Source organism: Asticcacaulis sp., from assembly GCF_027484505.1.
Lineage (GTDB): Bacteria > Pseudomonadota > Alphaproteobacteria > Caulobacterales > Caulobacteraceae > Asticcacaulis.
Map to the genome: position 1 here is coordinate 1 of NZ_JAIXSV010000331.1, position 26,053 is coordinate 26,053.

Below are 26,053 nucleotides of genomic sequence, written 5' to 3' on the forward strand. Positions count from 1 at the left end.
AATTCCACGGGGTAACCTCGGTCCCGAAGCTTTCCGCTGATCGAACTGCGGCGAAACGGTAGCCGCAGACGGCAACGGGGCTATGAGGCCATCACCTCAGCGATGGCATCATGGCGCTTACTCTGTGGAGGAGACGCGCCTGATGCCCGGCACTCGAAGCCCGCCGGTTGTCATGCTGATCCTTCTGAGCCCCAGCGAAAGGGACAGGCCCATGAAACCCGGACACCATCTTTACCCTAACGATGAACTGACAAACGAACTTGAGGCACTGGCCAGAAAGCGCGGCGCGTCGAAGTCCACCAAAAGGGAGGGCGCGAGATGACGGTAATAATTACTCAAAACACGCAGAAGCTCGCCTACCGCATTGACGAGGCCGTCAAGGCTAGCGGCTTGGGGCGGTCATTCCTGTACGAGCGCATGGCTGACGGATCGCTCAAGTCCATAAAGATCGGCGGGCGCAGGTTGATATTGAGGGACGAATTAGTGGCGTTTTTGAAATGCGAGAAACCCGTTTCGCTTAGTGCCGCCGTATGCTCTGTCGGACCAGAAGGGGCGAGCGTTTCGCGTCTACAGGCGCTGCCTGGCCCCGTAGAGGCGCCAAACAGTCAAATGATCTTGCCACTCGAATAATCACAGAAATCGGCGACTTAATTGGCATTCTATAGCTAGAGGTTTAATGCGCTTTTTCTCAAAAAGTCCGAAAAGTGGGGTACACTGCGAATTCGGGGCTCATGATGAAACCCGCAAAACCTTGCCGCACAAGGACTCGTACCCAGAGCAGATTTTATTTTGGGGGTACGAATGGGGGTATGGAGAATTTATCTGTCGTTTTAATAAATTGAATTCAAATACTTAATTTCACTATTCGAGTCCGTGCTCAGCGTCCGGCGAAGTTGAAAAACCCTTAAAATATGCTGTGTTATCGGTGTGCTCATCCGAGATGATCCGCTCTTGTCCGCCGTTATTCGGGCCAATTGGGGGTATTTCTAGGGGTACGCGATAAACTCCAATTTTGCGATACCCCCAAATGGCGCTCACAGACTCCGCGATCCGTTCGGCGAGGCTACGCGCATCTCGACTGGCGCACAGATGCAAGGGGTAAACTGTGGGTTCATGTCAGCGAGAAACCGCAGATGCTTGAGGAGCAGGGCCTGGTGGAGATCGCCGAGCTTAGCCGCAGCTTCAACCGCATGACTCAGCGCCTGACCGAGATCGAGGATAATCGCGCGCTGGTTCTGGCGGGGATTTCGCATGATTTGCGCACGCCCCTCGCCAAGCTGCGGCTGACGCTGGATATGGCCTCCATCGCGGATACGGACCTGCGTCTTACTGCTGAGCGTCAGGTGGAAACTATTGAGTGCATCCTGGCGCAGTTTCTGGTGTTCGCCAGAGGATTTGAAGCGGAAGCGGTCGAATCTTTATCGCTGAATGCCGTGATAAGTTCGGTGGCTGCCGACTACGCACAGGCAGGCGTGGAGATCAGCCTGCCTGACACTGAACAGATACTCACGGGGCGTCGCGAAGCGGTGCGGCGTCTGCTGTGTAATCTCATCGAGAATGCCTTGCGCTATGGACAAGCACCGGTGACGGTCTTTGCCGTAACCGTCGAAGAGTAGCTTCGCTTTGGGGTGCGCGATCAGGGCGAGGGGATACACCCGAAACAGGCCGAACTGCTGATCAAGCCCTTTGTCAGATGGGAAGAGGCGCGCCAGCCCGTCGCCGGTCAGGTGCCGGCCGAGGGTGTCGGTCTCGGCCTCGCCATGGCGCGTCAGATTACGCGGTTGCACGACTGGGAGTTGACCTTCAAACAAACCAACGGTGGCTTTGAAGTTGCGATTGAAGCGGGGCGCTGATCAACTGTCGAAAACAGAGGTTAACCGACGTCTATACCAATCGTAACAGGCTCTGCGTCCTCGTCTAAAGCCAAATCTCATTTCCGCTTCGGGCGTTGGCAGGTTTTTGTCGGGAATATCCGCCTTTGGGCACTTACACGCCACCGTCGCAATGGCGTAGACTGATACGGAAATTCGACAACTGCTTAAATCATCGGGGGGAGTGTAGGCGTTTGGTGGAGTTATGTCGCCCAAAAGTCCCGATTGCAGCAAGCGTCATTCCGCGAGCGAGCAGGAAGGTAGGGGAGGCAGCCGCAATGCCCGAACCCCAAGTAATTCTCAAACCCATGACGGGCCGGGGCCGGGGTGGTCGAAGACTATAATCACCTGGGCCTCACTCTCGGAACACATCCGGTCTCGTTCCTGCGCGAAGAGTTGCACCAGCGCGGTCTGATGACCTGCGAGGGTCGGTAGACCCAAACGTCGTGAAGGCTCTGATGCACCGATTACCGAATGTTTGGGGTTCGTAATCCCTGTATCAGATGCTAATTTGGCTATGATCACAAGACTGGCATAGAAACTCAGCCTGTGCAGGGGAGGGTATGGTGAGGCTGATAAGGCACGCAATTATCGCCCTCTTTTGCCTATGGCCGCCAGTTGCGCTGGCTCAGGCTGCCTTTTTCGAGTCCTTCACACAGGATCAGGGACTAAATGACGGCGAGGTCAGTGCCCTTGCGCAGGACGGGGACGGCTTTATCTGGATCGGTGCCGACAGCGGCCTGATCCGCTATGATGGTGTCAGGTTTCAGCACTGGTTTAATCCCGGCTATATTCTGGATATGCAGACCGCGCCGGATGGCTGTGTATTCTTCAGGACAAGAGCGCTCCTCATCTACCGTATGTGCAGCGGGCAGGCGAAAGCCTTAACCGGGCCTGATGGGGCTTTCCTTTATGCCTCAAGCTTTACTCTCGACGCAGCGGGCAGGCTGGTCGCTGTCAGAGACGGGAGTATCTGGATTCGGGAAAAGAGTGGCTGGCAGGCGCTGGCGGACGCCTGGCATGGCTCGCAAAAAGCGCGCCGGGTTTTCGCGCTGAATACCAGCGATGAGCTGGGCGTTATTACCGGCGAAGGGGCTTATCTGATCACCAGAACCGGCGGGCAAAGAGTGATAGAGGCGCGGCATCTGACTGCCATCATACGCCGTGATGCGCACAGCCTGTTCGTGGCGGGGGTTTCGGCTGACAAAGGCAGCGACGATCTCTGGCTTATTGAAAAGGGCAGGGTGCACAACCTCAAACGTCCGGAAGGACGCTTTCTGTCGTGGGTAATGCGCAATGGCACCTTGTGGCTGTCTTCGGATACCTATCTTTTCTCCGTAAGCGTTGAAAACCGGACGCGGCTGATGCAGCAAAGCGAAGGCATAAACAGCGGCGGTCCCCTTCTGGTGGATCGGGAAAACAGTCTCTGGCTGGGAACATTCACGCGCCTCTTGCGCTTTCCGGAACCGGAGACCGCCAATTGGCAGGAGCCTCAGGGGCTGAAGGTCAACCATGTCTATCGCCTTTTCGCCAGCCAGAAGGATGTTTGGGTGACGTCCTGGAAGTATGGTGCCAACCGGTTTTCGCGCATAGAGGGAAGCCTTCGGGCCGAGAGTTTGCCGGGAGCAAAAGGCGTCGTGTGCAGCGATGGCCGTCTGGTCTGGCATGTGGGCGAAAGCGGACAGCCGGGAGGCCCTTACAGTCAGCCGGTACCGGACGCCGAAATCTGGGGGTGCTATACCGATGAGAGCGGCGCACAGTGGTTGGCGGCAAGCGAAGGTCTGTTTGTCCGTGAAGGCAACGCCGGCTATCGCCTTGCGCTCGGCGGATTTGGCAAAAGGGTGGGGTTTGTGGCCCTGTGGCCTTCGCAGGAAGGCGGCTTCTGGTTGTCAGATGGCTTTACCACCTGCCTGTGGCGTCCGCGGCCGCGGGTTTATGAGCGGTGTTTTCAGCCGCGCGATTATGAGCGGGTCTTCGACGGCGCAGAACTGCCGGACGGGCGGCTTTGGGTGATCAAGGAATCGGATCGTCCGGAAAAGGCTCCGTCGGGCCTCTCAGAGGTGGTCAACGGCCAGTGGCGCGATCTGGCGGGCAGTACCTGGACCCCAGGACAGGGGCTGTTGCATATACGTCCGAGTCCTAGGGGCGGGTACTGGATTTCCGGCAAGGGGACGCTGCTGCGTATCGCCCCCTGTCGGAATTGCCAGGAAGGGTGGCAGACTCTGGAAGCCCCGGCCACCGCGCAGGGACTGGCTGGCAACAGCGCCAAGGACGTGATCGAAGTCGCGAGCGGTGATTTATGGATTGCGGGCAATAACGGCGTTTGGCGCATCCCGGCGGCGGCGCGGTCCGCCCAACCGGTGGTTAAGGGCGTGCGCATCCTTCAGGTGAACATCGACGGGCGCGCCGTGATCGGCAGACAGTTTCAGATGAATCCCCGGAATGGGGTGATGGAGATTGTCTTCACGGCCCTGTCTTACAAACAGGCCAATCTTGTCACCTACCGGTATCGGTCCGGGCCGGACCAGCGCTGGACCGATCTGGGACACCAGACGCGACTCCAATGGACGCGCCCCAGACCGGGAGACTACCGGCTACAGATTTCCGCCGCCCAAGACGGCGTTCAGTGGACGCCTCCAGCGGAGGTGCAGGTAAAGGTGGTGCCGCCGTGGTTCCAGAGCCTGCCGGCACTGATCTGTTATGCCGGCATCTGCGTGGGGCTTCTATGGGGGGCCTACTATCTGCGTGTGCGGCATCTGCTGGCGCTTGAACGACAGCGCACCCGCATTGCTATGGATCTCCACGATGAGTTGGGGGCCTCCCTGAGCAGCATCGCCATGCTGGCCACGGCGGCGCGCTATGGCCGGGAGACGGGCGATACCGACAACCTCACCTCTCAGATCGCCAGTCTGGCGCACCGCAGCGGACTGAGCCTGCGCAGTCTGGGGCAGACCTTGGCGGTACAGGCGGCGGACGCCGACCGCTTCGCATGGGAGGTCGCCTCGCAGGCGCGCAGTCTGATGCCGACACCAACGCCGCGAGTGCATCTTGAACTCGTCACCGATGCGAAGGCCGTCTATTTCTTTGCCCATCTGCGACGTCAGGTTCTCCTGATCCTGATTGAGGCACTCACCAACATCAAAAAACACGCTCAGGCTTCTGAAGTGATCATTCGCCTCAGGCCTGAAACGGAAGGGGGGCTGTGGGAACTGTGTGTCGAGGACAATGGAAAGGGTATGGGTGAGGAAGGACTCGGCTCGGGCATGATGCATATGCAGCGGCGGGCCGAGGCTGTGGGGGCCCGGCTTAATGTAGACAGCTGGTCTCCGGGCGGAACGCGTATCCGTCTGCTTTTTTCGCCCTCAAGGTTTAAATCGGGGCGTATTCCGCCGCCGTCCATTGCGGGGGGATCAAGTTCTGGCATTCAATCTGTATTATCGGGTGTGGGTTTTCTGAAGAAGAGGGCGAATGTGATGCTTAGGCGCGCTACCCGCAGAGAGACGAAGGAGGGGTAGGGTTGGGACAGGAGCGTCACCTGATCATCGTGGACGATGACACGGCTTTCCGTGAAAGCCTGCGCACGCTTATGCGGGCCGCTCATCTGTTTGAGCGCATCAGTCTCTTTGCCGACGCCGACCAGTTTATGCGCTGGGCGAAGTCGGCACCCGGTGCTGAGACGCTGTGTGATCTCGTCCTGATGGATCTGAACATGCCCCGAATGAACGGGCTCGAACTCCTGAGGGCGGTCAAGGCGCAGTGGCCGCTGACCTGCGTTTTCATGCTGACCGTCTATGATGAACCCGCTCAGGTTATGGCAGCGGTTAGCGGCGGAGCCGATGGTTATCTGCTGAAAGGGAGTGACCCGGAGACTTTGCTTCAGGACATCTCTCAGGCGACGCGTCATGGCGCGGGCCTTTCCCCCGGTCTTACCCGAACCCTTATTGACGCTGTCCGCCTGCTTTCACCGCAGCCGGTCGCCCACCCGCCGTCCGCGACCCTGAGTGCGCGTCAGGTAGAGATACTCAGGGCGCTAAGTGAGGGGCAGTCCTATCAGGAGGCCGCGCAGGGGCTGAACATCTCTCTGGATACCGTCCGCTGGCACATCCGCAAAATATACGGAGCGCTTGAGGTACAATGCGCCGCTCAGGCCGTGGCAAAAGCGCTAACCTTGCGTCTGATCTGAGGCAGAGACGGGTTGAGACCGCGAGAGGGAATGCAGGCGCGTAAACGGGTGGCAACCACATGTATATGCGGTTCTGGGGGGACGCATATGGTGTAGGGTTGTGCGCAATATCGCTCGCGGAGCCGGTTAAGGCCTATGTTTCCAAGTATCTCACAGCGTCTCCTGTGTATGATCGGACTATTACTGATGGCGTCGCCGGTCATGGCTGAGCCTGAAAGGCCCGTGCTCATGCCCTATGCCCCCGGGTACTCCGAACCGGTGGGTGTTAACGCGGAAGGGGCTGAAGGCGAGGTGCATCGCGCCCTTTCACTGGGGCCGGCAAGTCAGCCTGCCCTCTCGGGGTTTGTGTTCAGGACGCAGACCGGGGCATCGGGATGGTCTCATCTGGCCGTGACTGCGGATTCCTCCGTTGCGAGGCTGAGCCTGCGTCAGGGGGATCAGACTTTCAGATTTACCGCTCAGGCCCACTGGTGGGCCGGTACATTTGAACGGCGTGTTATCCGGCTTAAGGGCCGGTCGCGGGCGTCAGGGGCCATAGATGTGCCTGCGGGCTATGTGGCGGTACTTCAGGGGTTTGACATTCGCAGTCCACGGGCCGCCGGGCCTCTGCGGGCATTTTCCCTGACACTTGCCGATGACGGCCGCCATGTCGAACTGGTGCTGCGAAACGGGCAGCCCTGGGAGGCCGAGATCAGTTATGTGCTTGTCCCGTCCGAACGCCTCCGCCGTAAGGCAACAGTTGATGGTACGCCTGCCGGCAGTCTGACCGTGCCGGCACAGCAGATAGGGTCTGTGGAGGCGTCTGAAAAGCGTGTGCTGACGGGTTTTGAATTCCTGCCCAAACGACAAGGTGTTGTCACCGCGGCGCTGGGTATTGAACTGCAAAGTGCTGAGCCTCGCGTCGTTCTCGAAGGGCCAGAAGGACCCGCAGCCTTACGCTGGCGTGTGCACTTTGTGACGGTGGATTAGATCAAGGACTGAGCGCCTCGCCTGGTTCAAACATTTGTTTTTATTTACTTCTAACAAATGCTTTTTGGGAGACTGAGATGAAGCAACAAGCCATTAAGGGGCTGGTCGTTTGTGTGGTTGTGGCGTCGATCGCCGCCTGCGGCAAACCCTCCGAAGGTGAGGCCGGGATCAGTGAGAAAAAGACGGCTACGGCCGCGAACAGCCAGAGCGCACCGGGGACCGCTGCCGCCGTCAATCCGGGCAGCCTGCTCAAAAGTGGCCTTTGGGCCATCAGCGTGACAGGGCAGGGACCAATGGGGATGAACGCCAAGGTCTGCATCGGAAAGGACTATGGCAAGGCGTTTTCAGGAGGTTTCACCAGCCATTCAAAAGGCTGCGACAGCGTGACCGCCCGTCAGGGGGGAGGCTCAATCATCGTGGAGGCCCGTTGTAAGGCCGGGGGCGGACAGATGAACATTCTTCAGACCATCACACCCCACGGCGACACCCGATTTACGCAGGTGACTCAGATGCGTTTTGAACCGGCCCGACCCGGTATGCCCGAGATGAAAACGACGGCAGAAGGGGTTTATGATGGGCCATGCCCTGAGGGCATGAGCGAGGGCACGCTACAGCGTTAGGTGGGCCACGCCGAGAAGGCTACATCGAAGGATACCTCAAGAAGCGCCTCCAGGCATAGGGCCTGAGGCGCTTCCTTTTCGTGGTCTCCCCCTCCAAACCGCTCAGCGGCACGCAAACGGGTAGGTTTCGCTCTTGCGATCGCCTGTAAAGCGGGTCAGCGGCGACCCGTTTAAGGTGCATCGGGCCTGATTGACGCCATTGTCGCGAAAGACCATGGTCAAAGTGTCAAGGTTCCAGTTATCACCGCCCATGCCGCCTCCAAACGAGGTTCTCAGCGTCACAGACTGGATATCCTGCGGCGCAAGGCCCTCAGGCAAACTTACGCCGACGGTCTGATCGGAATGGTCGATCCACCTCTGCCCCACATTGACGTTAGACGCCTCAATGCGGGTGCCGTTTTTCAGATTCAGACTGACACTCAGATTGTCGTTGCCGCCGCGCAGATCATCTCCACCGGTTCCGAGGGTCAGGATCAGTTCCTTGGGATGGTCGCTGATGGCAGGGGGCGTCTGAGGCGTCCAGGTATTTTTCATCACAAAATAGGTCCGGAAGCATTTGGTACCATTGGCGCTGTCCATGCAGTATTTCGCTTCAGATGGAACGGGATAAAGCGCGACCTTCCGATTGCCGGAATTGGGATCATAGATGAATATTTTCAGGTCTTCCTTGTTGGCCCCAAGGTCGCCGCGATAGCGGCCCATATCGTAGCCGATGGCCAGCACGACATGGTCATTCGAGGGGTCTGCATCCAGCGATTTAAGCCCCAGAGGGACCGGGCGTCCGGCGTCTATTTCCGCCCGCAGCTCCTGAAGGCGTCCGCCGCCAGTACCCTGAAGCCCCCAGTTGAAGAACTCAGCGTTACGGGCGCCCAACGGATTGGCATGCAGTTCGACCCACTTCGGCATGGCTCGTTCAAGCGACGTCATGTGACGGGCATATATGTAGCTCTGCAACTGCGTCCCGTTGACGGGGGTATAGGTTTGAGCCGGTGCCGCCTGCCCCTTGTTGAAATAATCCAGTGCGGCATAAACCATACCGCCGCACAGACCACCCGTGGTGATGTCGAAGACGCCTGTGACCGTTTGGAAGGAGTTTCTAAAGTGGAACCCGTTCACTGCGGGATCGAACCGGGTCATCCGCTTCGTATTCGTAAGGCTTTGCGCAACGTCCGTTGGGACCTTAAGCGGTTTGTTGACGACGGGTGTTTGACCTGTGGCTGCGCCTGCCCCCACCAGCGACAGCAACGCCGCCATTCCGAAACCGACCCGCCTGAGATAGTGATTCATTGTCCCCTCCTGAATTGAGTTCATGAATGAGTTTAGGGACTTATCTCGCACAGCCAACTGCATGAGCATGTGGTTCGTGGCCCTTACAGTCATCCGCCACGCAGCCATTCGCTTTGGGTCCGGGTTAGGGTCCAGACTCAATCAGGTTTCGGACGTGACGCGACGTGAATTTTGTGTCCGGACAGGAGGCTGGTGCGCCGTGCAGTGACCTCCACAAGCGACAGACGACGTATCCGGGCGCAAAATTCACCGCGCCCCGAAGGGGTATGGCGCAGATCGCCCATTTTGGCGTCGCAAAAGCTTGAAAGGGTATAACCTTCCGGCGCTTTTGCTCCTGAAACTGGACAATCTGCCCTCATATCACGCCGCAGATCCTGATTGAGTCTGGCCCCTAAAGCAGAGGCGTTATTTCAATCGCCGATATAAGGGTCCGCTCATTGTTGGATTTAGTAATAAGACCGTTCACTGAAACAGGGGTCATCAGGTTGGAAAGCGTGGTCACGAAGCTTACAATATGATCTGAGCATAAGGCGGGGAACGGCACCGTCGTTTCCCCCAGAAACCCCGAAGAGTCCCTCGATATCAGAGTGATTTCAGCCGTCGCTGACGCGCCTGCCGCCGTTTTGGGTTCGCTTGACACATGAAGGGTCAGCAAGATGGGTTTCAATGCCGATGGGGTTATGTTGACGGTGAATGTCTGGTATTTTTCCAAAAGGACGTGTCGGCCACCGATGAAGCTATCGGAGAGGCCCGGATAGTCAAAGCGTTGGTCATTACTGAGGACGAAGCCCTGCTCGCTTAGGTATCCGTAATACTCAAAATCGACGGCGGGCGACGGGTAGGGGGCCGAAGGGGTGATGATGACGGTCTGCCCCAGTGTCCGGCTCGTTGTGAACCCAAGTTTGCTTGCCTCTCTTATCTTGTCTGCGGCAGACAAGGGGCGAAAACCCGCACCTGCGCTATTTCCGGCCGGTGCGGCGGCAAAGGCCTGTGCCGCCATCGCAGGCACGGCCACCATGCCGGTCAGGGCAGTTCGGCGATCAATCAGGGACATGGCTGGCTCCGGATCAAAGGACAGGGGTAATCTCGATGGCCGAGATGCAGAAGAGACCGCGGGCCTTGAGTTTGACCTGAATAGGCTTGGACAGGGTGCGCGGGGTGAGGGCGTGATTGAGGATAAGGCCCGTTTCGCTGGCGGCGCAGGGATGCGCCGCATAGGGGGAGTCGGGGCCAGCCAGATCGTCCCCTATATTCAGGATGTTCTGAATACCTTGACCGGGGCTAACGCTTTCCGAGTAGGCCACAATGTCGGGCAGGGCATCGACATAGACGGTGATCAGAATGGGACGAATGGCCTTCGGGCGGATGGTCAGCAAGGTATAGACCTGATCACCCAGGTCTTTCCATCCGGCCAAATAGAAACCGGCCCTGTTCATCTTTCCTGAATGGATCAGCTTTATCGCCGGGTTGGGCTGAGGGTGAACCGGTGTAATCAGAACCGGGCTCCCCAGCTTAGGGGCGTGGAGTTCGGCTAGGAGTTGCGTCAGCCCCCCGGACTTCTGGGCGGGCGTCAGGCGCGTGAATCGCGGCGCAGGCGAAAGGGCGGATTTATAAACCGAACCTTTCAACAGCTCACTTGCCTTTACCGAGGGGGTGACTTTGGGTTTTGCCGGACTTTCCATAATGTCCCTGCCGATGGATATTTGAGTCCAGAATGAAGTAGCCCCTTAGACATCGGCAACCGCATGTTCATGCGGTTTCACAGGATGCACCGCAATTAAGCCTCCCTTGGAGACGAAGATTTCCCATTAAGAACAGAATGATGTTTCTTGGAATTCCTCCACTCGTGTGGGATTTTCGTCCGAATGTCTGGTTCTGGGTTTTTACGTTTGCTGCCAACCCTATGTCCGCTCCAGGCGCGTGGCCGATTTCGCCTAATCCCCAACGTACTTTGGAAGGTTCGGGCAGCCCCCCACTCTTATATTCCTATAGGTAATTAACCAAACGTCCTCTGTCACTCGGTTTCACAACTGTCGGATTGACGTTAGCGTCGTGCCAGTTAAAATGTTTGTTGGGGCGACCACCCATCGCGGATAGGTTGTTGATGGAGTTGGGGATGAAGTGGATATCCGTAATTGTCGTCGGTCTGTCGCTCTTATGTGGGCCGGTGGCGGCGCAATCGTCACGCGAGGCGCATATTGCTGATCTGACCAAGCAGGCCGAGAGCGGACAGGCTGACGCACAGTTCCGGCTTGCTCAATCTTATCATATTGGCAGCTTTGTTAGTGTTGACCGTGCGATGGCGCGCTTTTGGTACGAACGTGCGGCTGCGCAAGGGGACAGGCGGGCGAAACGAATTCTGAGGGAGTTCGACCCTGAGGAGGCCGTGAGACAGTTTCACGAAGACGCGAAAAAGGAATATCCAGCGGCGTACTTGGGGCTATGCGAGGCCTATATGTCGGGAGTGGGTGTGCCGAGCGACCCGGTGAAGGGTCTCAGTTATTGTCGAAAGTCAACTGACCCGGAAGCGATCTATTGGCAGGCCTACGCCTATGACACCGGATTGGGCGTTGGCACAGACAGCGCGCTTGCAGAGCGATTGTATAGCCAAGCGGCCAACGCTGGCAGCGGGCGCGCCATGACTGTGTTAGGTTTATGGGCGCTCAAGGGGCGCGGTCAGACGGCAAATGCAACAGTTGCGCTTAAGCTTTTCCAACTCGCAGCTTCGTATGGTGACGCAAACGCTATCGTGCATCTGGCGGAACTATACGAAAAGGGGTTGGGAACACTCGTCGATCCTGAGGAAGCTATTCGCCTTTACGTGGCCGCGGCGGAGAGCGGTGTGGAAGCGGCAAAGGCATGGACGAAGGTTCATCCTGATCCACTTTCCATGACAACTGACGAGAAAGCAGCAGCATCGAAGAAATTGGTTGGGACTGAGTTGTATCTTATCAGAAAGGCAGAGGATGGCAGCGAGGAGCGCAGTTCTTTTGCAAACTTTGTCCAGTTACAAACCCTAACACAATACCCACCGCTGGCCTCGGTTGGTAACGTAGGAGGTTCTGCAACAATAGACTGCCGGATAAACGCACTCCGCCGCTTGGACAACTGCGTACTTACCTCTGAGGCGCCGCTGTATTATGGCTTTGCTAAAGCTACGCTGGCACTTTACAGGCACGAAATCGAAATGGCAGAAGAAGGCGTGAAATCCCGGGAGGCTGCTGGGTTTGGTCGCCGTTTCCGGACTCGGTTGGTCTGGCTAATGCAATAGCGAAGGTTTAGGCAAAGACCCAATCCCTCAGCCAATGCTCGAAATAGCATTTGGCCATTTTCAAGGAAGGCTCGGGCTTGGGTCTGCACTTTCCAATACGGAATTTTGCCGCGATACACTGATGTCCGCAAATGGGATATTTCGGTATCCTTCGAATGACCGCTCAGGGCGCGAAAGTGACTTTACTCAGTCGGGTCACTTTGGCCCGATAGCGGGCATCAAAGATCCAATAGTCTCCAATCAGACCGATCGAAGGGCGGGGCAATGCCAGCACAGTCTATACAGTCTATTACGCGTCAAAGCCCGCGCGGTACTGACCCTGACGCTCCAGCATCCAGCCCGGATATTCGGCGGGCAGGCGCGAGGCGGCGTCCAGCGCACTCAGGTCTTCGGCACTGAGTTTCACGTCCGCGGCCTTAAGATTGTCGCTCAGTTGCTCCGGGCGTTTGGCCCCGATGATGACGCTGGTCACGTGCGGCTGATGCAAAAGCCACGACAACGCCACCTGCGCCACGCTGACGCCCTTGGCCGTCGCCACCTTACGAAGCACTCTTATTACGGCGTCGCCGCGCGCCAGATCGACAGGTGGGAAGTTGAACTTGGCGCGACGACTGTCGTCATCGGCCACCCCGCCAGAATACTTACCGGACAGGAAGCCCCCAGCCAGCGGGCTCCACACCATCAGGCCCAGCCCCTCGGATTTGAGCATCGGTACGATGTCGCGCTCAAGATCGCGGCCGACAAGGGTGTAATAGGCCTGGAGCGACAGAATGGGGGCCAGCTTGCGCGCCTCGGCGATCCCGATGGCCTTGACGATCTGCCAGGCGGCCCAGTTGGACAACCCTATATAACGCACATGCCCGTGCCGCACGAGGGTATCGAGCGCCTCAAGCGTTTCGGTGATCGGCGTCAGCGGATCGAACCCGTGGATCTGATAGAGGTCGATATGGTCCATCTGAAGGCGTTTCAGGCTGTCCTTGGCCTGCGCCATGATGTGGGCGCGTGAGGCCCCACGCTGATTGGGGCCATCGCCCATCAAGCCCATGACCTTGGTGGCGATGACGAGGTCGTTGCGGTTGAGCCCCAGATTGCGCACGGCCTGACCCACAATGCGCTCGCTTTCGCCAAAGGCATAGACATTGGCCGTGTCGATGAAGTTGACGCCCGCCTCAACGGCGGATTTGACCAGAAGATCGGCTTCGGACTGGTTCAGTTGCCCGATCAGACCCCACATGCCGTCCGACCCGCCAAAGGTCATGGTCCCCAGACACAGTTCCGATACCAGCAGGCCGCTGGGCCCCAGACGACGATAACGCATGATGGATGTCCTTGACTTTGGATGACTGAAAACTCAGGCAGGGAATAACTAGGCCCAACGCCCGCGCCGCGCACCTCCTGATTGTCGCGTAAAACTGCTCGATTCTCTCAATTGCCGTCCGTGCCTCTTCGCGGGACAGCGCGGGCGATATATAAGGAGTTTATGACCGAAGCCGTATCTTCCCTGTCTGCCGATCTGGCCCCGCTGGCCGCCCATGTCCACCGTCAGTGGCAGGCGCATGGCCGCGAAAGCCCTATTCCCGGCCTGTTCCTGACCTGCGCCGAAGCCCCGTCCGGTCCGATTCACGCCGTCTATCGCCCGTCCCTGTGCGTGGTGGTACAGGGTGCAAAGACCAGCCAACTGGGGGAGCGCCTCTATCACTATGCCGCCGGAAAATGCCTGATCACCTCACTGGAAGTGCCGGTGCGCGCCCACATCGTCCACGCCAGTCCGGAGGCACCCTATCTGGCCTTCAGCCTGAGTGTCGAGGCCGAACTGGTCGCCGACCTGCTGCTTGAGCACGGTCCCGCCGATGCGCCCGACGCGTGCGCCGCGCTTGAGGTGCAAAGCCTGCCCACTGATCTCATTGATCCTTTGATGCGCCTCATGGCTCTTTGTGATCAGCCACGCGACCGGCCCGTTCTGGCCCCGCTGATCCGGCGTGAGATCGTCTGGCGGCTGCTCAACAGCCCACTGGGCCGCAATCTGCGTCAGATCGGTTTTGCCGATACACGGCTGTCGCGTATCGGGCGCACCATCGCCCATATCCGCGATCATTACGACGCGCCGCTGAACGTGCCGTCACTGGCGGCCTTGGCCGGCATGAGCCCGGCAACATTTCACCGTCATTTCAAGGCCGCGACAGCTCTGTCGCCCGTGCAGTTTCAGAAGACGCTGCGCCTTCAGGAGGCGCGCCGCCGACTTTTGTTGAATGAAGCCGACGTGACTCAGGTCGGCTATGCGCTCGGCTATGAAAGCCCGTCACAGTTCAGCCGCGAATACCGCCGATTGTTTGGCGCGCCGCCGGGGCGCGATTCCACCCGCATTCGCCAGAGCCTGACCCCTGAGGTCGCCGCCTGAGGTTAAGGGCGTGCCTTCGTACAACAACTGACCTTTCGATGCGAACCGCCGTGGCGTATCAGGATACAAAGGCCGTCTTTGGGCCGTATCACTGCCGGGTGGCCTGATCTGTGGCGTTAAGCAAGACGATGCAGATCAGACTGCCAAGGGCGGGCAACAGAAAAGTGAAGGCGAACAAGGTCTGTCGGGCCGCGTCATTCACAACGTCGGCCTGATAACCCGAATAGTTTAAGCCCAGCCCGAACAGACCGGCACCTACGCCCATGGCGGCCTTTTGCAGGAAGATGGCCCAGGCGAAAAGCTGCCCTCCCACCGCCGCCTGTGTCCTTTGTTCCAACGCATGGGCGGCGTCCGACAGCAGGGCCCAGATCAGGGCGTAGACGCCGCTGAGGCCCATTCCCGCCACGAAAGCGCAGACCATAAGCAGCGGCAGAGCTGCGTGCAGGACGGCGAAGCTCAGGGCCGCCAGCAGGAAGCCCGCGGCGCTCAGGGCGTGCGCCACCTGCATGATGCGCGCCTTGGGCCAGCGCGGCGACAAGTAAAGCCATAGCGGCAGCCCTGCCACCTGACCGGTGACCAGCGCCCCCAGAAGCCACGAGGTCAGAGCCGCATCACCGATCCAGTGGGCAGCGAAAAAGACGCAGGCCTTGTTGAACAGGGGGAGAAACAGCGAGGCCGTCGCGCCCACCGCAAGGACGCGCAAGGCGCTGCGATCGCGCAGCAACAGGGCAAGCCCGCCCGCGTGACGGGCGAGCGGCGCGCCTGTGTCCCACGCCCGGACAGCGACCCAGGCCACCAGAATGGCGACACCGGCGACCAGCGGCAGAAGGACCGCCACCCATACGAAGCCGGACGCCGGGTCCTCCGGCCGTATCAGGCGCGGGAGGGCTAACGCCAGCATAAGGGTTGCCAGGGAGGAGAACAGAAAGCGCGCCAGAGCGATGCGGCCATTGTCCTGCACAGCCGCTGAAATCGGGGCCAGCAGCGCATTGTGCGACAGGTCGAGGGCGACATAGCCGATGCGTAGAAGTATCAGTGCGCCTGCAACAAGCCACAGCGAGGCCTCCATGCGGATCAGCAGAAACAGCAGGATAAAGGCGGCTACGGCCATCGGGGTGCCCAAGACGATCAGCGGCCCATAGCGGCCCAGTTGTGTGCGCAGACGATCCGCCAGATGGCCCGCCCACGGATAGAGCAGGGCGTCCAGCACCAGAGAGGCGAAGATCAGTACCCCGGCCAATCCGGCCTCCAGCCCCAGATAATCGGTCAGGAGGAACATCAGAGTCATGTCCACCGTGCCCCACAACAGGGTCTTGCCGAAATTGCCGGAGGCGTAGGTCAGAAGACGCCGGTTGGACAAGGGCTGCGCGGAAGGGGGCATGCGGATAATTTAAGGGGCGATAGTGACAATAACATAAATCGTCGCAATTATGTCGTATTAAATATCTAAACGGTATTAAATTTAACTGAAGACACAGGTGGCGGCGTATGGCGTGGCGATATTCAGCAGCAATGGCAGTGGCCATTTTGGGTGCAATTGGCGCATGGGCCGGGGCTGAACCCGCCCTAAAATCCACGGCCGTGCGCCTCAACCAGCTTCAGTTTATCGGCACGCATAATTCTTACCATGTGGCGCCTGACGCCGCCCTGTTCCGGCTTATGAACGAAACCGGCTATGCGGAGAGCGCGGAGTGGCCAGCCAGGCGTCTGGTTCCGGCGCTGGACTACACCCACGCGCCGCTGCAAACCCAGCTTGAGAGAGGGTTGCGGGTCTTCGAGCTGGATGTGCATGATGATCCGCAAGGCGGGCGTTTTGCCGATCCGGGGTTTCTCAAGGCCCTGTCGCCGGAGGTCGCGGCCACTGTGGCACCGGTCGATCCGGAAGGCGAGCTGCGCAAACCCGGTCTGAAAGTGTTTCACGCCGCCGATACCGATGTGCGCAGCCGCTGCCTGCGCTTTACGCGCTGTCTGGAAATCATCCGCGACTGGTCGCAGGCGCATCCGGGGCATCTGCCCGTCTTCGTGCAGATCGAGGCCAAGGAAGGACGCAAACCGCCGGTGGCCAATGCCTACGTGCCCGCTGGGGCGGCGCCGTTCGGGCGGGCGGCCTGGGCGCGGCTGCACGCCGAAATCGAGGCGGTCTTCCCCCCGGCGCAGATCGTGCGTCCGGCTGAGGTGCAGGGCGCCTATGCCAGCGTCAATGCCGCCGTGCGCGCCGAAGGCTGGCCAGCGCTGGACGCCTTGCGCGGTCGGGTTATTTTTCTGCTGCTCGATGATCCGCAAAAACAGGACGCCTATGCCGACTTTACCTCCGGCGCGGTGGCCCCGCTTTTGTTCGTGGCACGCACGGCCGATGATCCGCGCACGGCGTGGCTGATCCGACCCAAGCCCAAGGCGCGACAGATCGAAGCGCTGGTGAAGCAGGGCTTTCTCGTCTATACGCGCGCCGATGCGGGGGGCGAGGACAGCGATCTCAGCAAGGAAACGCGGCGTCGCGAAGCCTTCACCAGCGGGGCGCAGCTCATCGCCACCGACTATCCGTGGCCAGACCGGCGCTTTGGGCCCTATGAGGTTCGTTTTCCATCAGGCTATGCGCGCTGCAATGCGGTCCTGAAAAGCCGCTGTGGCACTGAAAATGTTCAGGAATCGCCAAAAAAACGCGAATAGAAGGGCAGGGCGGCAGCCCCGATCAGGCCCGCCTGTGACCCAAGGGACGAGGCGATGACGCGCGGTCGCGGCAGCATGACGCCTTCGTTGCAGAACTGCTCATCGTCGATGCGCACCACGATCTCCTGCAGGATATGGTGTGGCAGGCGGCCCCCGATGATCACAGCGCGCGGGTCGATCAGGCGGGCGGTGATCCACAGGCCTTCGCGCAACTGCGCCGCCGCACGATTGATCCAGGTGCGTAGCGGGGCGCAGGTCTGTGGGCGCAACGCCTCCAGATCGGAAAAGTCCTTCACCGCCACACCCCCGGCGCGCAGGTTTTCGAGCAGGTCCTGACCCGATGGGCGCGGCCGGTCATTGGCAAATTGCACGCCGATCAGCCCCGCATTGCCGTTGACGCCGCGATAGAGCCGTCCGCCGAGGATCAGTCCACCGCCGATGCCGTGCCCGATATGGGCGAAGAAGAAATCGTCTATGGTCTGGCCTATACCCATCAGCCGCTCCCCCAAAGCGGCGCTGGCGGCGTCGTTTTCGATAAACACGGGGCAGGGCAGGTGGGCCTGAAGCTCGCCCCCGATGTCTTCGCCGCGGAAGCCCGGAAACAGGGCGTGGGCGTTCAGGCTGCGGCGGTCGCGGATGAAGTCGCCGGGCAGAGCGAAGCCCATGCCGGTGAGGCGGGCGGGGTCTATGTCCTGTTCGGCGCATAGCCGCTCGACATGGGTAAGCGCCAGCCGCGCCACATCGCCGGGGGTGGCGATATCGGTGCGCACCTGGGTTTCGCCCAGCAGCACCCCGGCCAGATTGATCAGCCCCACCTGCACCAGACCCGTTGAGAAATAGACCCCGGCGGCGTAGGCGGCATCGGCGCGCACCATCAGCGGTCGTGCCGGTTGCCCCCGCCCGCCGGCGCGCCGCACATCCTCGGTCAGCAGGCCCTGTTCGGTCAGTTCGCGGGTGATGCGCGTCACCGACATGGTCGAAAGACGGGTGAGCGGCGTGATGTCCACTCGCGCGATCGGCCCCAGCCGCCAGATGACGTCGAGCACCTGACGGTCGCTGTCGCTCAATATGTAGGAATCGTCCATAGGGCCTGTTTATTCCTAACGGCGTGATTTGCAAAGCGCTCCATTAAATATCATTTAGATATTAAATATGTCACAAAAGCGTGTTAGTTGAGGCGGGGGCGGCGCTGAGCCGTGAGCATGACAAGGACGGGACAATGGTTAGCAAGGTCACAGCCATCGGCGCATCGGCGCTGGCTATCGCGCTTCTGACGACGGGGGCACAGGCGCAGGTTCAGTCCTCGGACACGCAGATTAAGCCGGGCACTGAGGCGGTCACTGAAGTGGTGGTGCGCGGAACGCGTCTGTCGAACCAGCGCGCCACCGATGCCAAGCGCAAGGCGGCTCAGGTCAGCGACGTGGTCGCTTCGGACGATCTTAACAAGCTGCCGGATCAGAATCTGGCCGAAGCGACCAGCCGCGTGGCCGGGGTCTCTACGTTTCAGGACGAAGGCGCCGGCCTCTATATCGGCGTGCGCGGCCTCAGTCAGGAATTCGTCAATGTGACGCTCGACGGGCAGGAGGCTTCGGTGGCCCCGCGTCCGTTCGACAGCAATCTGCGCGGTGCCAATCTCGAAGCCATCCCCTCGACCTTTGTGAAGCAGGTCGAGGTCATCAAGTCAGCGACGCCGGACCTTGATGGCGACGCCATTGCCGGGACGGTCAATCTGGTGACGCGCAGCGCCTTTGATGCGCGCAAGCCGTGGCTGTCGGTCGGGGTGTCTGGCGGTCGCTACGAAGAAAACGTCGCGCCAGACGACATGAAGGGCTCGGTGAAGGGCAAGCTGTCGGCGGGAACGACCTTTGGCGACGGCAAATATGGTGTGGTCTTCGACGCCAATGGCCGCTCGGTCCATCGTGACAATCTGAAGCCCGGCGCGTGGTTCGGGCCGGTCGGCGATGGGCGTGCGCTGCCGGAGGAGGTCGGCGGCTATTTCTATCAGCGTCAGGAAGACAGTTCCGGGGCCACCGCCAAGTTCGAGTTCCGCCCGGTCTCCGCCCTTCAGGTCTACGTCTCGCTGAGCTATTTCGACTCCGACATCGTCATCGACAAGAACAAGCACGCGCTTTACGCCGCCGTGTCCAATCTCACGACCGGCACCTTTAGCAAGGCGACGGCGACGGGCCGCACGGACAAGGTGCGCTATGGCGTCGATGGCTCCCTTACCGTGGCGGGTGGTCTCGACTATGCGCTGACGGGGCGCGACACGCTGAGCCTGAAAGGCTCGTCTTCGTCCAGCACCGCCTATCAGGACGATCCGCGCGTTGATCTCTACTCTGCCGGGCCGCTGAGCGGCACCTACAGCTCTGACGGCACCACCTACGCCTATCAGTTCGATGCCGCCAGCGCGCCGAAGTTCGTCAATCCGGCCAACTACGCCTTCAATGGCTATCGTCGCTACAAGGAAGAACTGGCCAAGGACGTCGATACGGTGCGCGCCGACTGGACGCGCCGTCCGGCCGCCGGTCAGGGTCTGGGGTTCAAGGCCGGACTGAAATGGCGTGAAACCCGCATCGACTATACGGCCAGCAATCTGCGCTGGCGCAACCCGGTCGCTTCGGCCGACTTCCGCCCGTTTATCAAGGCCACCGACTACCGCTTCCCCGGCACGCCGAACGACAAGGTGGTCTATGCCGATATCGACGCTCTGTCGGCCTATGCCGAAGGGCTGGGGGCGGCGAGCTTCAGCCGCCGCGAAGGTTATGTTAACGGCATGGACTACCGCGTCAGCGAAGCGGTGACGGCGGGCTACGCCCTGGCCGACTACACGTCGGCGCGCTGGCGTGTCATTGGCGGTCTACGCTATGAAAAGACGGCGACCGAGGCGCTCAACCGCTTTAACCGCGCCGAAAACGCCGCCTTTGTCACCACTCAGGCCGACTATAGCGACCTGCTGCCGTCGGTGGCTGCTACATACTTCATCAGCGATCAGTGGCTTCTGCGTCTGGGGGCCAGCCGCACCATCGGGCGTCCGGATATCCGTGATCTGGCGCGCGGCGAAACCCCGCCCAATGACAACGGCATCTACAGCCGGGGTAATCCGGACCTCAAGCCGCGCCGTTCGACCAATCTCGATGCCTCGCTGGAATACTATTTCGACGGCGGGCGCAGCCTGATCTCGGCGGCGGTGTTCCGCAAAGACATTCAGGACGAAATCTTCGACCTGCAAACGCCCTACAAATATACCGACGCCACCAACCGCGTCATCGACTCCTACTATGTGCAGCCGGACAATGGCGGCGATGCGCAGATCAGCGGCGTCGAACTCAGCCTCGTCAAGGATCGCTTAAGCTTCCTGCCGGGACCGCTGGCGGGTCTGGGTTTCAGCGCCAACCTCACCCTCAATGACGGGTCGCTCGACCTGATCGGGGCCAACCGGCAGGTAGTGCGCTCCGTCGCCCCGGAAGGCCTGTCGAAAAAGCTGGCCAATGCGGCGCTGTTCTACGAGGGCGAACGCCTGTCGGGCCGTATCGCCTGGCGCTACGCCAGTGCGCAAACCCAGCAACTCAGCGTCGATGGTTCGGGTGATCTTAAACTGGCCGCCTATGGGCAGACGGATATGCAACTGGGCTATCACCTGAACCGCCATTTCGACCTGTCGATGGAGGTGTGGAACCTGTTCGAAGACGAACAGCGCTTCACCAATGCCAATGCCGTGAAGGGCGTGCCCAACTGGTACGAAGGGCAAAGATATGGTCGCGCCGTTTGGTTTGGCATAAACTACAAATACTGACCTTGTGAGGCCGCCGTCCACACCGGCGGCCTTTTTCGTTACCCCTCGATAGGGTCTATCCCAACGGCAGCAAGGCCTGATATATGGGCAGGGTAGCGGCCCCGACCGCCCCGGCGCGCGAGCCCAGATTGGACGCATAGACGGGGGTTACGGGCAGGTCATCGAGGGGTTGCAGCACGGCGGCCAGATCCAGCCGTTCGACCAGCCCGCGCGTGATGAAGGGCGGCAGGCGACCGGCCAGCACTATGGCCTCCGGGCCAAAGAAACGGCTGATCCGGGCCAGTTCCGGAGCCAGTTGTTGCGCGGCGCGATCCATCCACGCTTCGATGGTGGGCAGGGCGTCGGGCGTCAAATCGGCGAGGGTATCGAAATCAGGGACGCAAAAGCCCGCTTTTTGCAGGGTTCGCAACAGGTCGAGCGCCGAAGGTCGCGGCTCACCATAGGGATAGTATTGTCCCAGTATGCCGGCATTGCCATGCACGCCGCGATAAGGGGCTCCGTCTATGATCAGGCCGCCCCCGACGCCGTGGCCAATATGGACCAGCATGAAGGTGCGAAACCGTGTGCCCACGCCGATGACGCGCTCCCCCAGGGCGCAAACCCGGCCATCGTTTTCCACGATAACCGGGATGCCGAGGGCTTCGCAAAAGAAGCGGTCAAGGTGCGTGGCCTTCAGCTTCGGAAACAGGGCGTGCGGCATCAATGTGCCGTCGGCGTAGAAGTCCCCCGGAAAGGAGATGCCGGCACCCAGCAGGCGGTTCTTCGCCAGCCGTTTGCGGCGGATGAGGCGCTCCATCTCCTCGTGGATCAGCGCCGCCAGGCACTCCGGAGAAGGCTCGCCAAGCGGTGCCTGTACCGCATCAATCACCGAACCGGCCAGATCAACAGCAACCACCTCGGCAAATGAGGTGGAAAAATTGACCCCGATGGCGAAGCCGGCCTGCCGGCGCACACTGACCGGACGGGCGGGCTGCCCCCTCAGGCCTTTGCGCGCGGCGTCTTCGCCAACCACCTCCCACTCCGTCAGGTCCTGCACGATCTGGGAAATGGTCGGTTTAGTAAAGCCCGTTACCGAGGCGATCTCAGCCCGTGAGGCGGAGCCCTGCTGAAACAGAATCTCGACCACGCGACGATGGCTGGCGGTCAGGTTTTGCAGCAGGGGTTTGGTCATGCGTCTTCGATGCCGTAACCCATTTGCCACGTCAAGGTGATAAATAAGTTAAGTAAGATAACTTAATTTTTGTGTCACATAAGCGCGGTATGGGCTGAGCTATGCCGGGCGGTGGGCACCGGGATGGAGGCTATGATGAATTGCGAACTCAGGCGGCGGGTCAGTGCGTTAACGCTTATGCAGGTTGTCTTTTTGGCAGGCATGGCGGTTCCGCCCGGTGGCGCCGTCGCGCAAATCTCTGAGGCGGTGAAAGACGATACCGATGTCGACACGGTGGTGGTCACGGCGCGTAAATCGGTCGATACGCCCTCAACCCGACTGAAACGCACGGCGACGGGGATCGTCGATTCGACCACGGCCAGCGACATTGAAAAGACGCCGGACCTCAATCTGGCAGAGGTTCTCGATCGCGTGGCGGGCGTCAGCGCCGACAAGTTTTATGGCACGTCCGAGGCCGGCTACGTCTCGCTGCGCGGTTTCGATTCGCGTTACAACAGCATCGACATCGACGGCAATCCGATCTGGTTCTCCAGCCAGAACAATCGCGGTGCGCAGATCGGTATGTTCCCGGCCGCCATCATCAATGAAACCAGCGTCGCTAAAACCGTGACGCCGGACATGGATGCGAACTCCATTGGTGGCCATATCTCGATGCGTACCCTGCGGGCCTTCGATGGCGGCACCCGACCGTATTTTAAGGCGGGTTATCGACTGGGGTCGCCCGAAAACGCCAGTCGCGTACACGATGACCTGTCTGATCAACTCTATGTGGCGGGCAAATTCACCTTCGGGCCGGACCGCCGCTATGGTCTGGTGTTCGGGTTTAACCGTCAGCGTACCGCCGACTACGACGATTTCGGCGCGGTAGGCGGCTATGTTCAGGCGACCGACAGTTCAGGTGCCGTTTATGATCAGATCGCCAGCAATGTTTTTACGGACAGCGCCTACGACAAGACGGTGCGCAATACGGCCGTCTTTGCCAAGATCGAAACGCGGCAGGAAGACCGGCTCTACGCCTTTGCCTCCCTGACCCGTTTCGATGAACAGCGTGATATGTACCTGCAACGCTCCGGACCGTTTATCGCCAACAGCGGTACACGCACCGTGACAAAAACCGGAGACGGCACGGCCAACTTCACCAATGGTCAGGGGCAGGTGCGCGAATATGACTATGACATGCAGCGCAATGCGACGGTGTTCGGGCTTGGGCTCGACTACCGCGTCTCGGACAAGGGGGCGCTCAGCCTGCGCGGAAACTATACCGACTATGGCAATGATACCCTGACCCGTAATATTGGCGCAGGCTTTCGTCTGGAAGCCATTCGCGGCAGCTATGATATTACGGGCGATCTCCCTCGCATCACCGTCACCGATACGGCCACCTATAATGATCCGGCGAAATGGCTGTTTTCCAATACGGCCAACAGCTCGACCAGCGCCGCCTATAACCGCACCCAGCCCCTTCGCGACAAGGTGTCGAGCCTTGGCCTGACCTACAATTACAACCGCTTCGCTTCGGCTCAGGGGTTTGGATATTCAGGGGGGATCAACTGGGTGCGGCTGGACCGCGACTTCGATCAGACAGTGGTGTATTGGGCGCTGAAAAGTGGCGTCACGCTCAACCTGTCTCAGGTGACGCCTGCGGGGGCCAGCATGGCCGGCAATCGGGCGGCGCTGAACGACTACGACGCCTTCTGGAATTTCATGTACGCCAATGGCGCCGCGCGCACCGACGAGTCCCTGACTACGGACTACAGCCTGCGTGAAGACGTGTTCGCGGCCCATTCGGCGATCCATTACGCCAGAGGCGCCTTTAAGGCCCTGATCGGGACGCGCTTTGAACGCACCAGCGCCAATACCGATACCGGTCAGCTGGTATCCGGGGTCAACAAACCGCAGCACCGTGCCCATGCTTACGGGAAATGGCTGCCCAATGCGCAGGCCAGCTATGACGTCACGGCCCGCCTGAAACTGCGCGCCGCCTATACCCGCACCCTGGGCCGGCCCGACTTCGCCGATTTTGCGCCGGGGACCACGACGACCTTTGATACCAATGGCGTCACCCTTGTGCGCGGCAGCAATCCGGATCTGGGGCCGCGTCTGTCCACCAATTACGATGCCAGCCTCGAATACTATTTCGATAATGGCCTCCTCTCGCTGGCCCTGTTCAAAAAAGAGCTGACGGGCGAAACCTTCAGTCAGGTCAGCAATGTCTATAATGGCTCCGGTCAGTTGATCCAGATCAACACCATACCGCTGAATGCCGGCAGCGCTGAGGTCAGGGGGGCGGAGTTCACGGCTGCCAGATCACGGTTTGACTTCCTGCCCGCGCCCTTCGACCGTCTGGGGGCCAGCGCCAATTACAGCTATATAGAGGGCGACTGGAATGTGATCTTCAGCGACGGCAGTCGGCGCACGGTCGGAGGATTGCGCAACCAGCCGAAATGGCTCGCCAATCTCCGTCTCAGCTACGACGCCGGACCGCTCGATCTGACCCTGGCCTATAAGGCGCGCGGCAAGACCTTCACCGGCACCTTCGGTACGACGGCGGCCTCCGACATCTGGGTGCGCCCGACGGACCAGCTCGATGCCCAGATCAGCTATCGCGTCTCGCGGTCGCTGAAGCTCAGTCTGGACGCCCGAAACCTCACCGGCAGCTATACGATCCAGACGACGGGTATTGCGGACTCGCTCTATAATTCAGTGGGTAATGGCCGCAGCTACTGGCTGGGTATTCACTACAGCTATTGATTGGAAATCCCATGAAAACCATGCTTTTGAGACATGCGGCCGTAGCCCTGATGGTGGGGTCGATGCTTGTGTCGGCACCTGTGGCCGAGGCCACCACCTGTCCGGCCACGCCGGAGGCCTTTGCGCGCCTCAAATCGCGCGTCCTGCATCCCGACCCCAAACATATCGTCGTGGTCGCCCATCGCGCCTGCCACAGTACGGCCCCGGAAAACACGCCTCAGGCCATCGAGACCTGCTGGAAAATGGGGGTTGAGGTGGTGGAAAACGATGTGCGCCTGACCAGGGACGGCCACATGGTCATCTTCCACGACGACGAAATCAGCCGGATGACCGATAAATGGGGCTATGTCGAGGATCAGACCCTGGCCGCGCTGCGGCAGGCCCGCCTTAAGGAGCGCAGCGGCGAGGCGGGAACCTATCTGACGGACCAGCCCATTACCACGGTCGAGGACTATTTTGCCGCCATCAAAAACAAGGTGATGGTCAATTACGAAATCAAGGCGTCCGGGGCGCAGTTCGTGGCGATGTTCAATGACTCTGTGGCCTTGGCCCGTCGCATGGGCGTGCTCGATCACATTATTTTCAAGATTCCCGATCTCAAATCCCATGGAAAGACGACGGCGAAGCATATATTGCAAAGTCTGGTCGTCCCCGATGATGTGATGATCATGCCGATTATCTGGGAATCAGACACCCCGTTTGAAAACCGCGTTAACGAGCTGGAAGCTTATAAGGGCATCGGCTACGAGCTGCCGTTTCAGCATCAGGCCTATGTGGCCCCTCTTTCTAACGATCCCCGTCTGGGGCGAAAAGCGACCATGATGATCGCGCTTCAGCCCTACTGGAGCGGCGGGCTGGATGACCGTCTGGCAGCGCGTGATCCGGATGCCGCCTGGGGGCGGCTTATCGACCTCGGTGCGGACCTGATCATGACCGACCGACCGGAAACCCTTGTGAGCTATCTGGAACGCAAGGGCCTGCGGCGGACAGTATGTGACAACTGAAGCCAACGGCCGAAGAGGCTGACGGCCTCCGGTCGTTGAAGACACGTGAATTTTCCACATGTATC

General features: G+C 60.0%; 20 protein-coding genes. 13 read left to right on the plus strand and 7 right to left on the minus strand.

Features of this window, described 5'->3' with window-relative positions; genetic code table 11:
* The first annotated feature begins 318 nt into the window (after positions 1–318).
* The 7 genes from Q0072_RS19350 to Q0072_RS19380 all read left to right on the plus strand — a co-directional run bounded on the left by Q0072_RS19350 (position 319) and on the right by Q0072_RS19380 (position 7,643).
* Positions 319–630 carry a helix-turn-helix domain-containing protein gene (locus tag Q0072_RS19350; protein ID WP_298333227.1) on the plus strand — a complete coding sequence of 104 codons (312 nt, stop codon included), beginning with the start codon at positions 319–321 and terminating at the stop codon, positions 628–630.
* Positions 631–1,133: 503 nt separating this feature from the next.
* Positions 1,134–1,616, plus strand: a complete 483-nt coding sequence (locus Q0072_RS19355; RefSeq protein ID WP_298333229.1) for a histidine kinase dimerization/phospho-acceptor domain-containing protein — start codon at positions 1,134–1,136, stop codon at positions 1,614–1,616.
* 12 nt (positions 1,617–1,628) lie between these two features.
* Positions 1,629–1,853 (plus strand): ATP-binding protein, encoded by a 225-nt coding sequence (locus Q0072_RS19360; protein WP_298333231.1) that lies wholly within the window; start codon positions 1,629–1,631, stop codon positions 1,851–1,853.
* Positions 1,854–2,434: 581 nt separating this feature from the next.
* Positions 2,435–5,386 (plus strand): sensor histidine kinase, encoded by a 2,952-nt coding sequence (locus Q0072_RS19365; RefSeq protein WP_298333233.1) that lies wholly within the window; start codon positions 2,435–2,437, stop codon positions 5,384–5,386.
* A gap of 2 nt (positions 5,387–5,388) precedes the next feature.
* Positions 5,389–6,054 (plus strand): response regulator transcription factor, encoded by a 666-nt coding sequence (locus Q0072_RS19370; protein WP_298333235.1) that lies wholly within the window; start codon positions 5,389–5,391, stop codon positions 6,052–6,054.
* A 228-nt stretch (positions 6,055–6,282) separates the two neighbouring features.
* Positions 6,283–7,023 carry a hypothetical protein gene (locus Q0072_RS19375; protein ID WP_298333237.1) on the plus strand — a complete coding sequence of 247 codons (741 nt, stop codon included), beginning with the start codon at positions 6,283–6,285 and terminating at the stop codon, positions 7,021–7,023.
* A 77-nt stretch (positions 7,024–7,100) separates the two neighbouring features.
* On the plus strand, positions 7,101–7,643 hold the full coding sequence (locus Q0072_RS19380; RefSeq protein WP_298333239.1) for a DUF3617 family protein: 543 nt from the start codon (positions 7,101–7,103) through the stop codon (positions 7,641–7,643).
* Between the two features lie 102 nt (positions 7,644–7,745).
* Here Q0072_RS19380 and Q0072_RS19385 read toward each other — a convergent pair whose 3' ends face one another.
* The 3 genes from Q0072_RS19385 to Q0072_RS19395 form a co-directional block, all read right to left on the minus strand.
* Positions 7,746–8,780 (minus strand): hypothetical protein, encoded by a 1,035-nt coding sequence (locus Q0072_RS19385; RefSeq protein WP_298333241.1) that lies wholly within the window; start codon positions 8,778–8,780, stop codon positions 7,746–7,748.
* A 541-nt stretch (positions 8,781–9,321) separates the two neighbouring features.
* Positions 9,322–9,984 carry a hypothetical protein gene (locus tag Q0072_RS19390; protein ID WP_298333243.1) on the minus strand — a complete coding sequence of 221 codons (663 nt, stop codon included), beginning with the start codon at positions 9,982–9,984 and terminating at the stop codon, positions 9,322–9,324.
* 13 nt (positions 9,985–9,997) lie between these two features.
* Positions 9,998–10,558, minus strand: coding sequence for a hypothetical protein (locus tag Q0072_RS19395; RefSeq protein WP_298333245.1), 561 nt, complete (start codon positions 10,556–10,558; stop codon positions 9,998–10,000).
* A 488-nt stretch (positions 10,559–11,046) separates the two neighbouring features.
* On the opposite strand from Q0072_RS19395, the gene Q0072_RS19400 reads away from it, so the two are divergent.
* Positions 11,047–12,201 (plus strand): tetratricopeptide repeat protein, encoded by a 1,155-nt coding sequence (locus Q0072_RS19400; RefSeq protein WP_298333247.1) that lies wholly within the window; start codon positions 11,047–11,049, stop codon positions 12,199–12,201.
* 289 nt (positions 12,202–12,490) lie between these two features.
* Here Q0072_RS19400 and Q0072_RS19405 read toward each other — a convergent pair whose 3' ends face one another.
* On the minus strand, positions 12,491–13,519 hold the full coding sequence (locus tag Q0072_RS19405; RefSeq protein ID WP_298333249.1) for an aldo/keto reductase: 1,029 nt from the start codon (positions 13,517–13,519) through the stop codon (positions 12,491–12,493).
* Between the two features lie 162 nt (positions 13,520–13,681).
* Between Q0072_RS19405 and Q0072_RS19410 the strand changes: the two genes are divergently transcribed.
* Positions 13,682–14,599 (plus strand): AraC family transcriptional regulator, encoded by a 918-nt coding sequence (locus tag Q0072_RS19410; protein WP_298333251.1) that lies wholly within the window; start codon positions 13,682–13,684, stop codon positions 14,597–14,599.
* An 88-nt stretch (positions 14,600–14,687) separates the two neighbouring features.
* Here Q0072_RS19410 and Q0072_RS19415 read toward each other — a convergent pair whose 3' ends face one another.
* Positions 14,688–15,980 carry an MFS transporter gene (locus Q0072_RS19415; protein WP_298333253.1) on the minus strand — a complete coding sequence of 431 codons (1,293 nt, stop codon included), beginning with the start codon at positions 15,978–15,980 and terminating at the stop codon, positions 14,688–14,690.
* A 107-nt stretch (positions 15,981–16,087) separates the two neighbouring features.
* Here Q0072_RS19415 and Q0072_RS19420 point away from each other — a divergent pair, with 107 nt between their 5' ends.
* The gene (locus tag Q0072_RS19420; RefSeq protein ID WP_298333255.1) at positions 16,088–17,266 is read left to right on the plus strand and encodes a Ca2+-dependent phosphoinositide-specific phospholipase C; all 1,179 of its coding nucleotides are present in this window, start codon (positions 16,088–16,090) and stop codon (positions 17,264–17,266) included.
* Here the strand turns inward: Q0072_RS19420 and Q0072_RS19425 are convergent.
* Positions 17,239–18,351, minus strand: a complete 1,113-nt coding sequence (locus tag Q0072_RS19425; protein WP_298333257.1) for an ROK family protein — start codon at positions 18,349–18,351, stop codon at positions 17,239–17,241. The two genes, Q0072_RS19420 and Q0072_RS19425, sit on opposite strands and share 28 nt — an antisense overlap.
* A 134-nt stretch (positions 18,352–18,485) precedes the next feature.
* Between Q0072_RS19425 and Q0072_RS19430 the strand changes: the two genes are divergently transcribed.
* The gene (locus Q0072_RS19430) at positions 18,486–21,062 is read left to right on the plus strand and encodes a TonB-dependent receptor (protein WP_298333259.1); all 2,577 of its coding nucleotides are present in this window, start codon (positions 18,486–18,488) and stop codon (positions 21,060–21,062) included.
* 55 nt (positions 21,063–21,117) lie between these two features.
* On the opposite strand, the gene Q0072_RS19435 is transcribed toward Q0072_RS19430, so the two are convergent.
* Positions 21,118–22,233, minus strand: a complete 1,116-nt coding sequence (locus Q0072_RS19435; protein ID WP_298333261.1) for an ROK family transcriptional regulator — start codon at positions 22,231–22,233, stop codon at positions 21,118–21,120.
* A gap of 201 nt (positions 22,234–22,434) precedes the next feature.
* On the opposite strand from Q0072_RS19435, the gene Q0072_RS19440 reads away from it, so the two are divergent.
* A complete protein-coding gene (locus tag Q0072_RS19440; protein ID WP_298333263.1) occupies positions 22,435–24,984 on the plus strand; it encodes a TonB-dependent receptor in 2,550 nt (849 codons plus the stop codon).
* 11 nt (positions 24,985–24,995) lie between these two features.
* Positions 24,996–25,988, plus strand: coding sequence for a glycerophosphodiester phosphodiesterase family protein (locus Q0072_RS19445; RefSeq protein WP_298333264.1), 993 nt, complete (start codon positions 24,996–24,998; stop codon positions 25,986–25,988).
* Positions 25,989–26,053 lie beyond the last annotated feature (65 nt).

Bases quoted from the DNA above. Each gene is read 5' to 3' on its own strand.
- Q0072_RS19350 (WP_298333227.1), top strand. From the start codon at position 319: ATGACGGTAATAATTACTCAAAACACGCAGAAGCTCGCCTACCGCATT.
- Q0072_RS19355 (WP_298333229.1), top strand. From the start codon at position 1,134: ATGCTTGAGGAGCAGGGCCTGGTGGAGATCGCCGAGCTTAGCCGCAGC.
- Q0072_RS19365 (WP_298333233.1), top strand. From the start codon at position 2,435: ATGGTGAGGCTGATAAGGCACGCAATTATCGCCCTCTTTTGCCTATGG.
- Q0072_RS19375 (WP_298333237.1), top strand. From the start codon at position 6,283: ATGCCCTATGCCCCCGGGTACTCCGAACCGGTGGGTGTTAACGCGGAA.
- Q0072_RS19380 (WP_298333239.1), top strand. From the start codon at position 7,101: ATGAAGCAACAAGCCATTAAGGGGCTGGTCGTTTGTGTGGTTGTGGCG.
- Q0072_RS19385 (WP_298333241.1), bottom strand. From the start codon at position 8,780: ATGACCCGGTTCGATCCCGCAGTGAACGGGTTCCACTTTAGAAACTCC.
- Q0072_RS19390 (WP_298333243.1), bottom strand. From the start codon at position 9,984: ATGTCCCTGATTGATCGCCGAACTGCCCTGACCGGCATGGTGGCCGTG.
- Q0072_RS19400 (WP_298333247.1), top strand. From the start codon at position 11,047: ATGAAGTGGATATCCGTAATTGTCGTCGGTCTGTCGCTCTTATGTGGG.
- Q0072_RS19405 (WP_298333249.1), bottom strand. From the start codon at position 13,519: ATGCGTTATCGTCGTCTGGGGCCCAGCGGCCTGCTGGTATCGGAACTG.
- Q0072_RS19410 (WP_298333251.1), top strand. From the start codon at position 13,682: ATGACCGAAGCCGTATCTTCCCTGTCTGCCGATCTGGCCCCGCTGGCC.
- Q0072_RS19415 (WP_298333253.1), bottom strand. From the start codon at position 15,980: ATGCCCCCTTCCGCGCAGCCCTTGTCCAACCGGCGTCTTCTGACCTAC.
- Q0072_RS19420 (WP_298333255.1), top strand. From the start codon at position 16,088: ATGGCGTGGCGATATTCAGCAGCAATGGCAGTGGCCATTTTGGGTGCA.
- Q0072_RS19425 (WP_298333257.1), bottom strand. From the start codon at position 18,351: ATGGACGATTCCTACATATTGAGCGACAGCGACCGTCAGGTGCTCGAC.
- Q0072_RS19430 (WP_298333259.1), top strand. From the start codon at position 18,486: ATGGTTAGCAAGGTCACAGCCATCGGCGCATCGGCGCTGGCTATCGCG.
- Q0072_RS19435 (WP_298333261.1), bottom strand. From the start codon at position 22,233: ATGACCAAACCCCTGCTGCAAAACCTGACCGCCAGCCATCGTCGCGTG.
- Q0072_RS19440 (WP_298333263.1), top strand. From the start codon at position 22,435: ATGGCGGTTCCGCCCGGTGGCGCCGTCGCGCAAATCTCTGAGGCGGTG.
- Q0072_RS19445 (WP_298333264.1), top strand. From the start codon at position 24,996: ATGAAAACCATGCTTTTGAGACATGCGGCCGTAGCCCTGATGGTGGGG.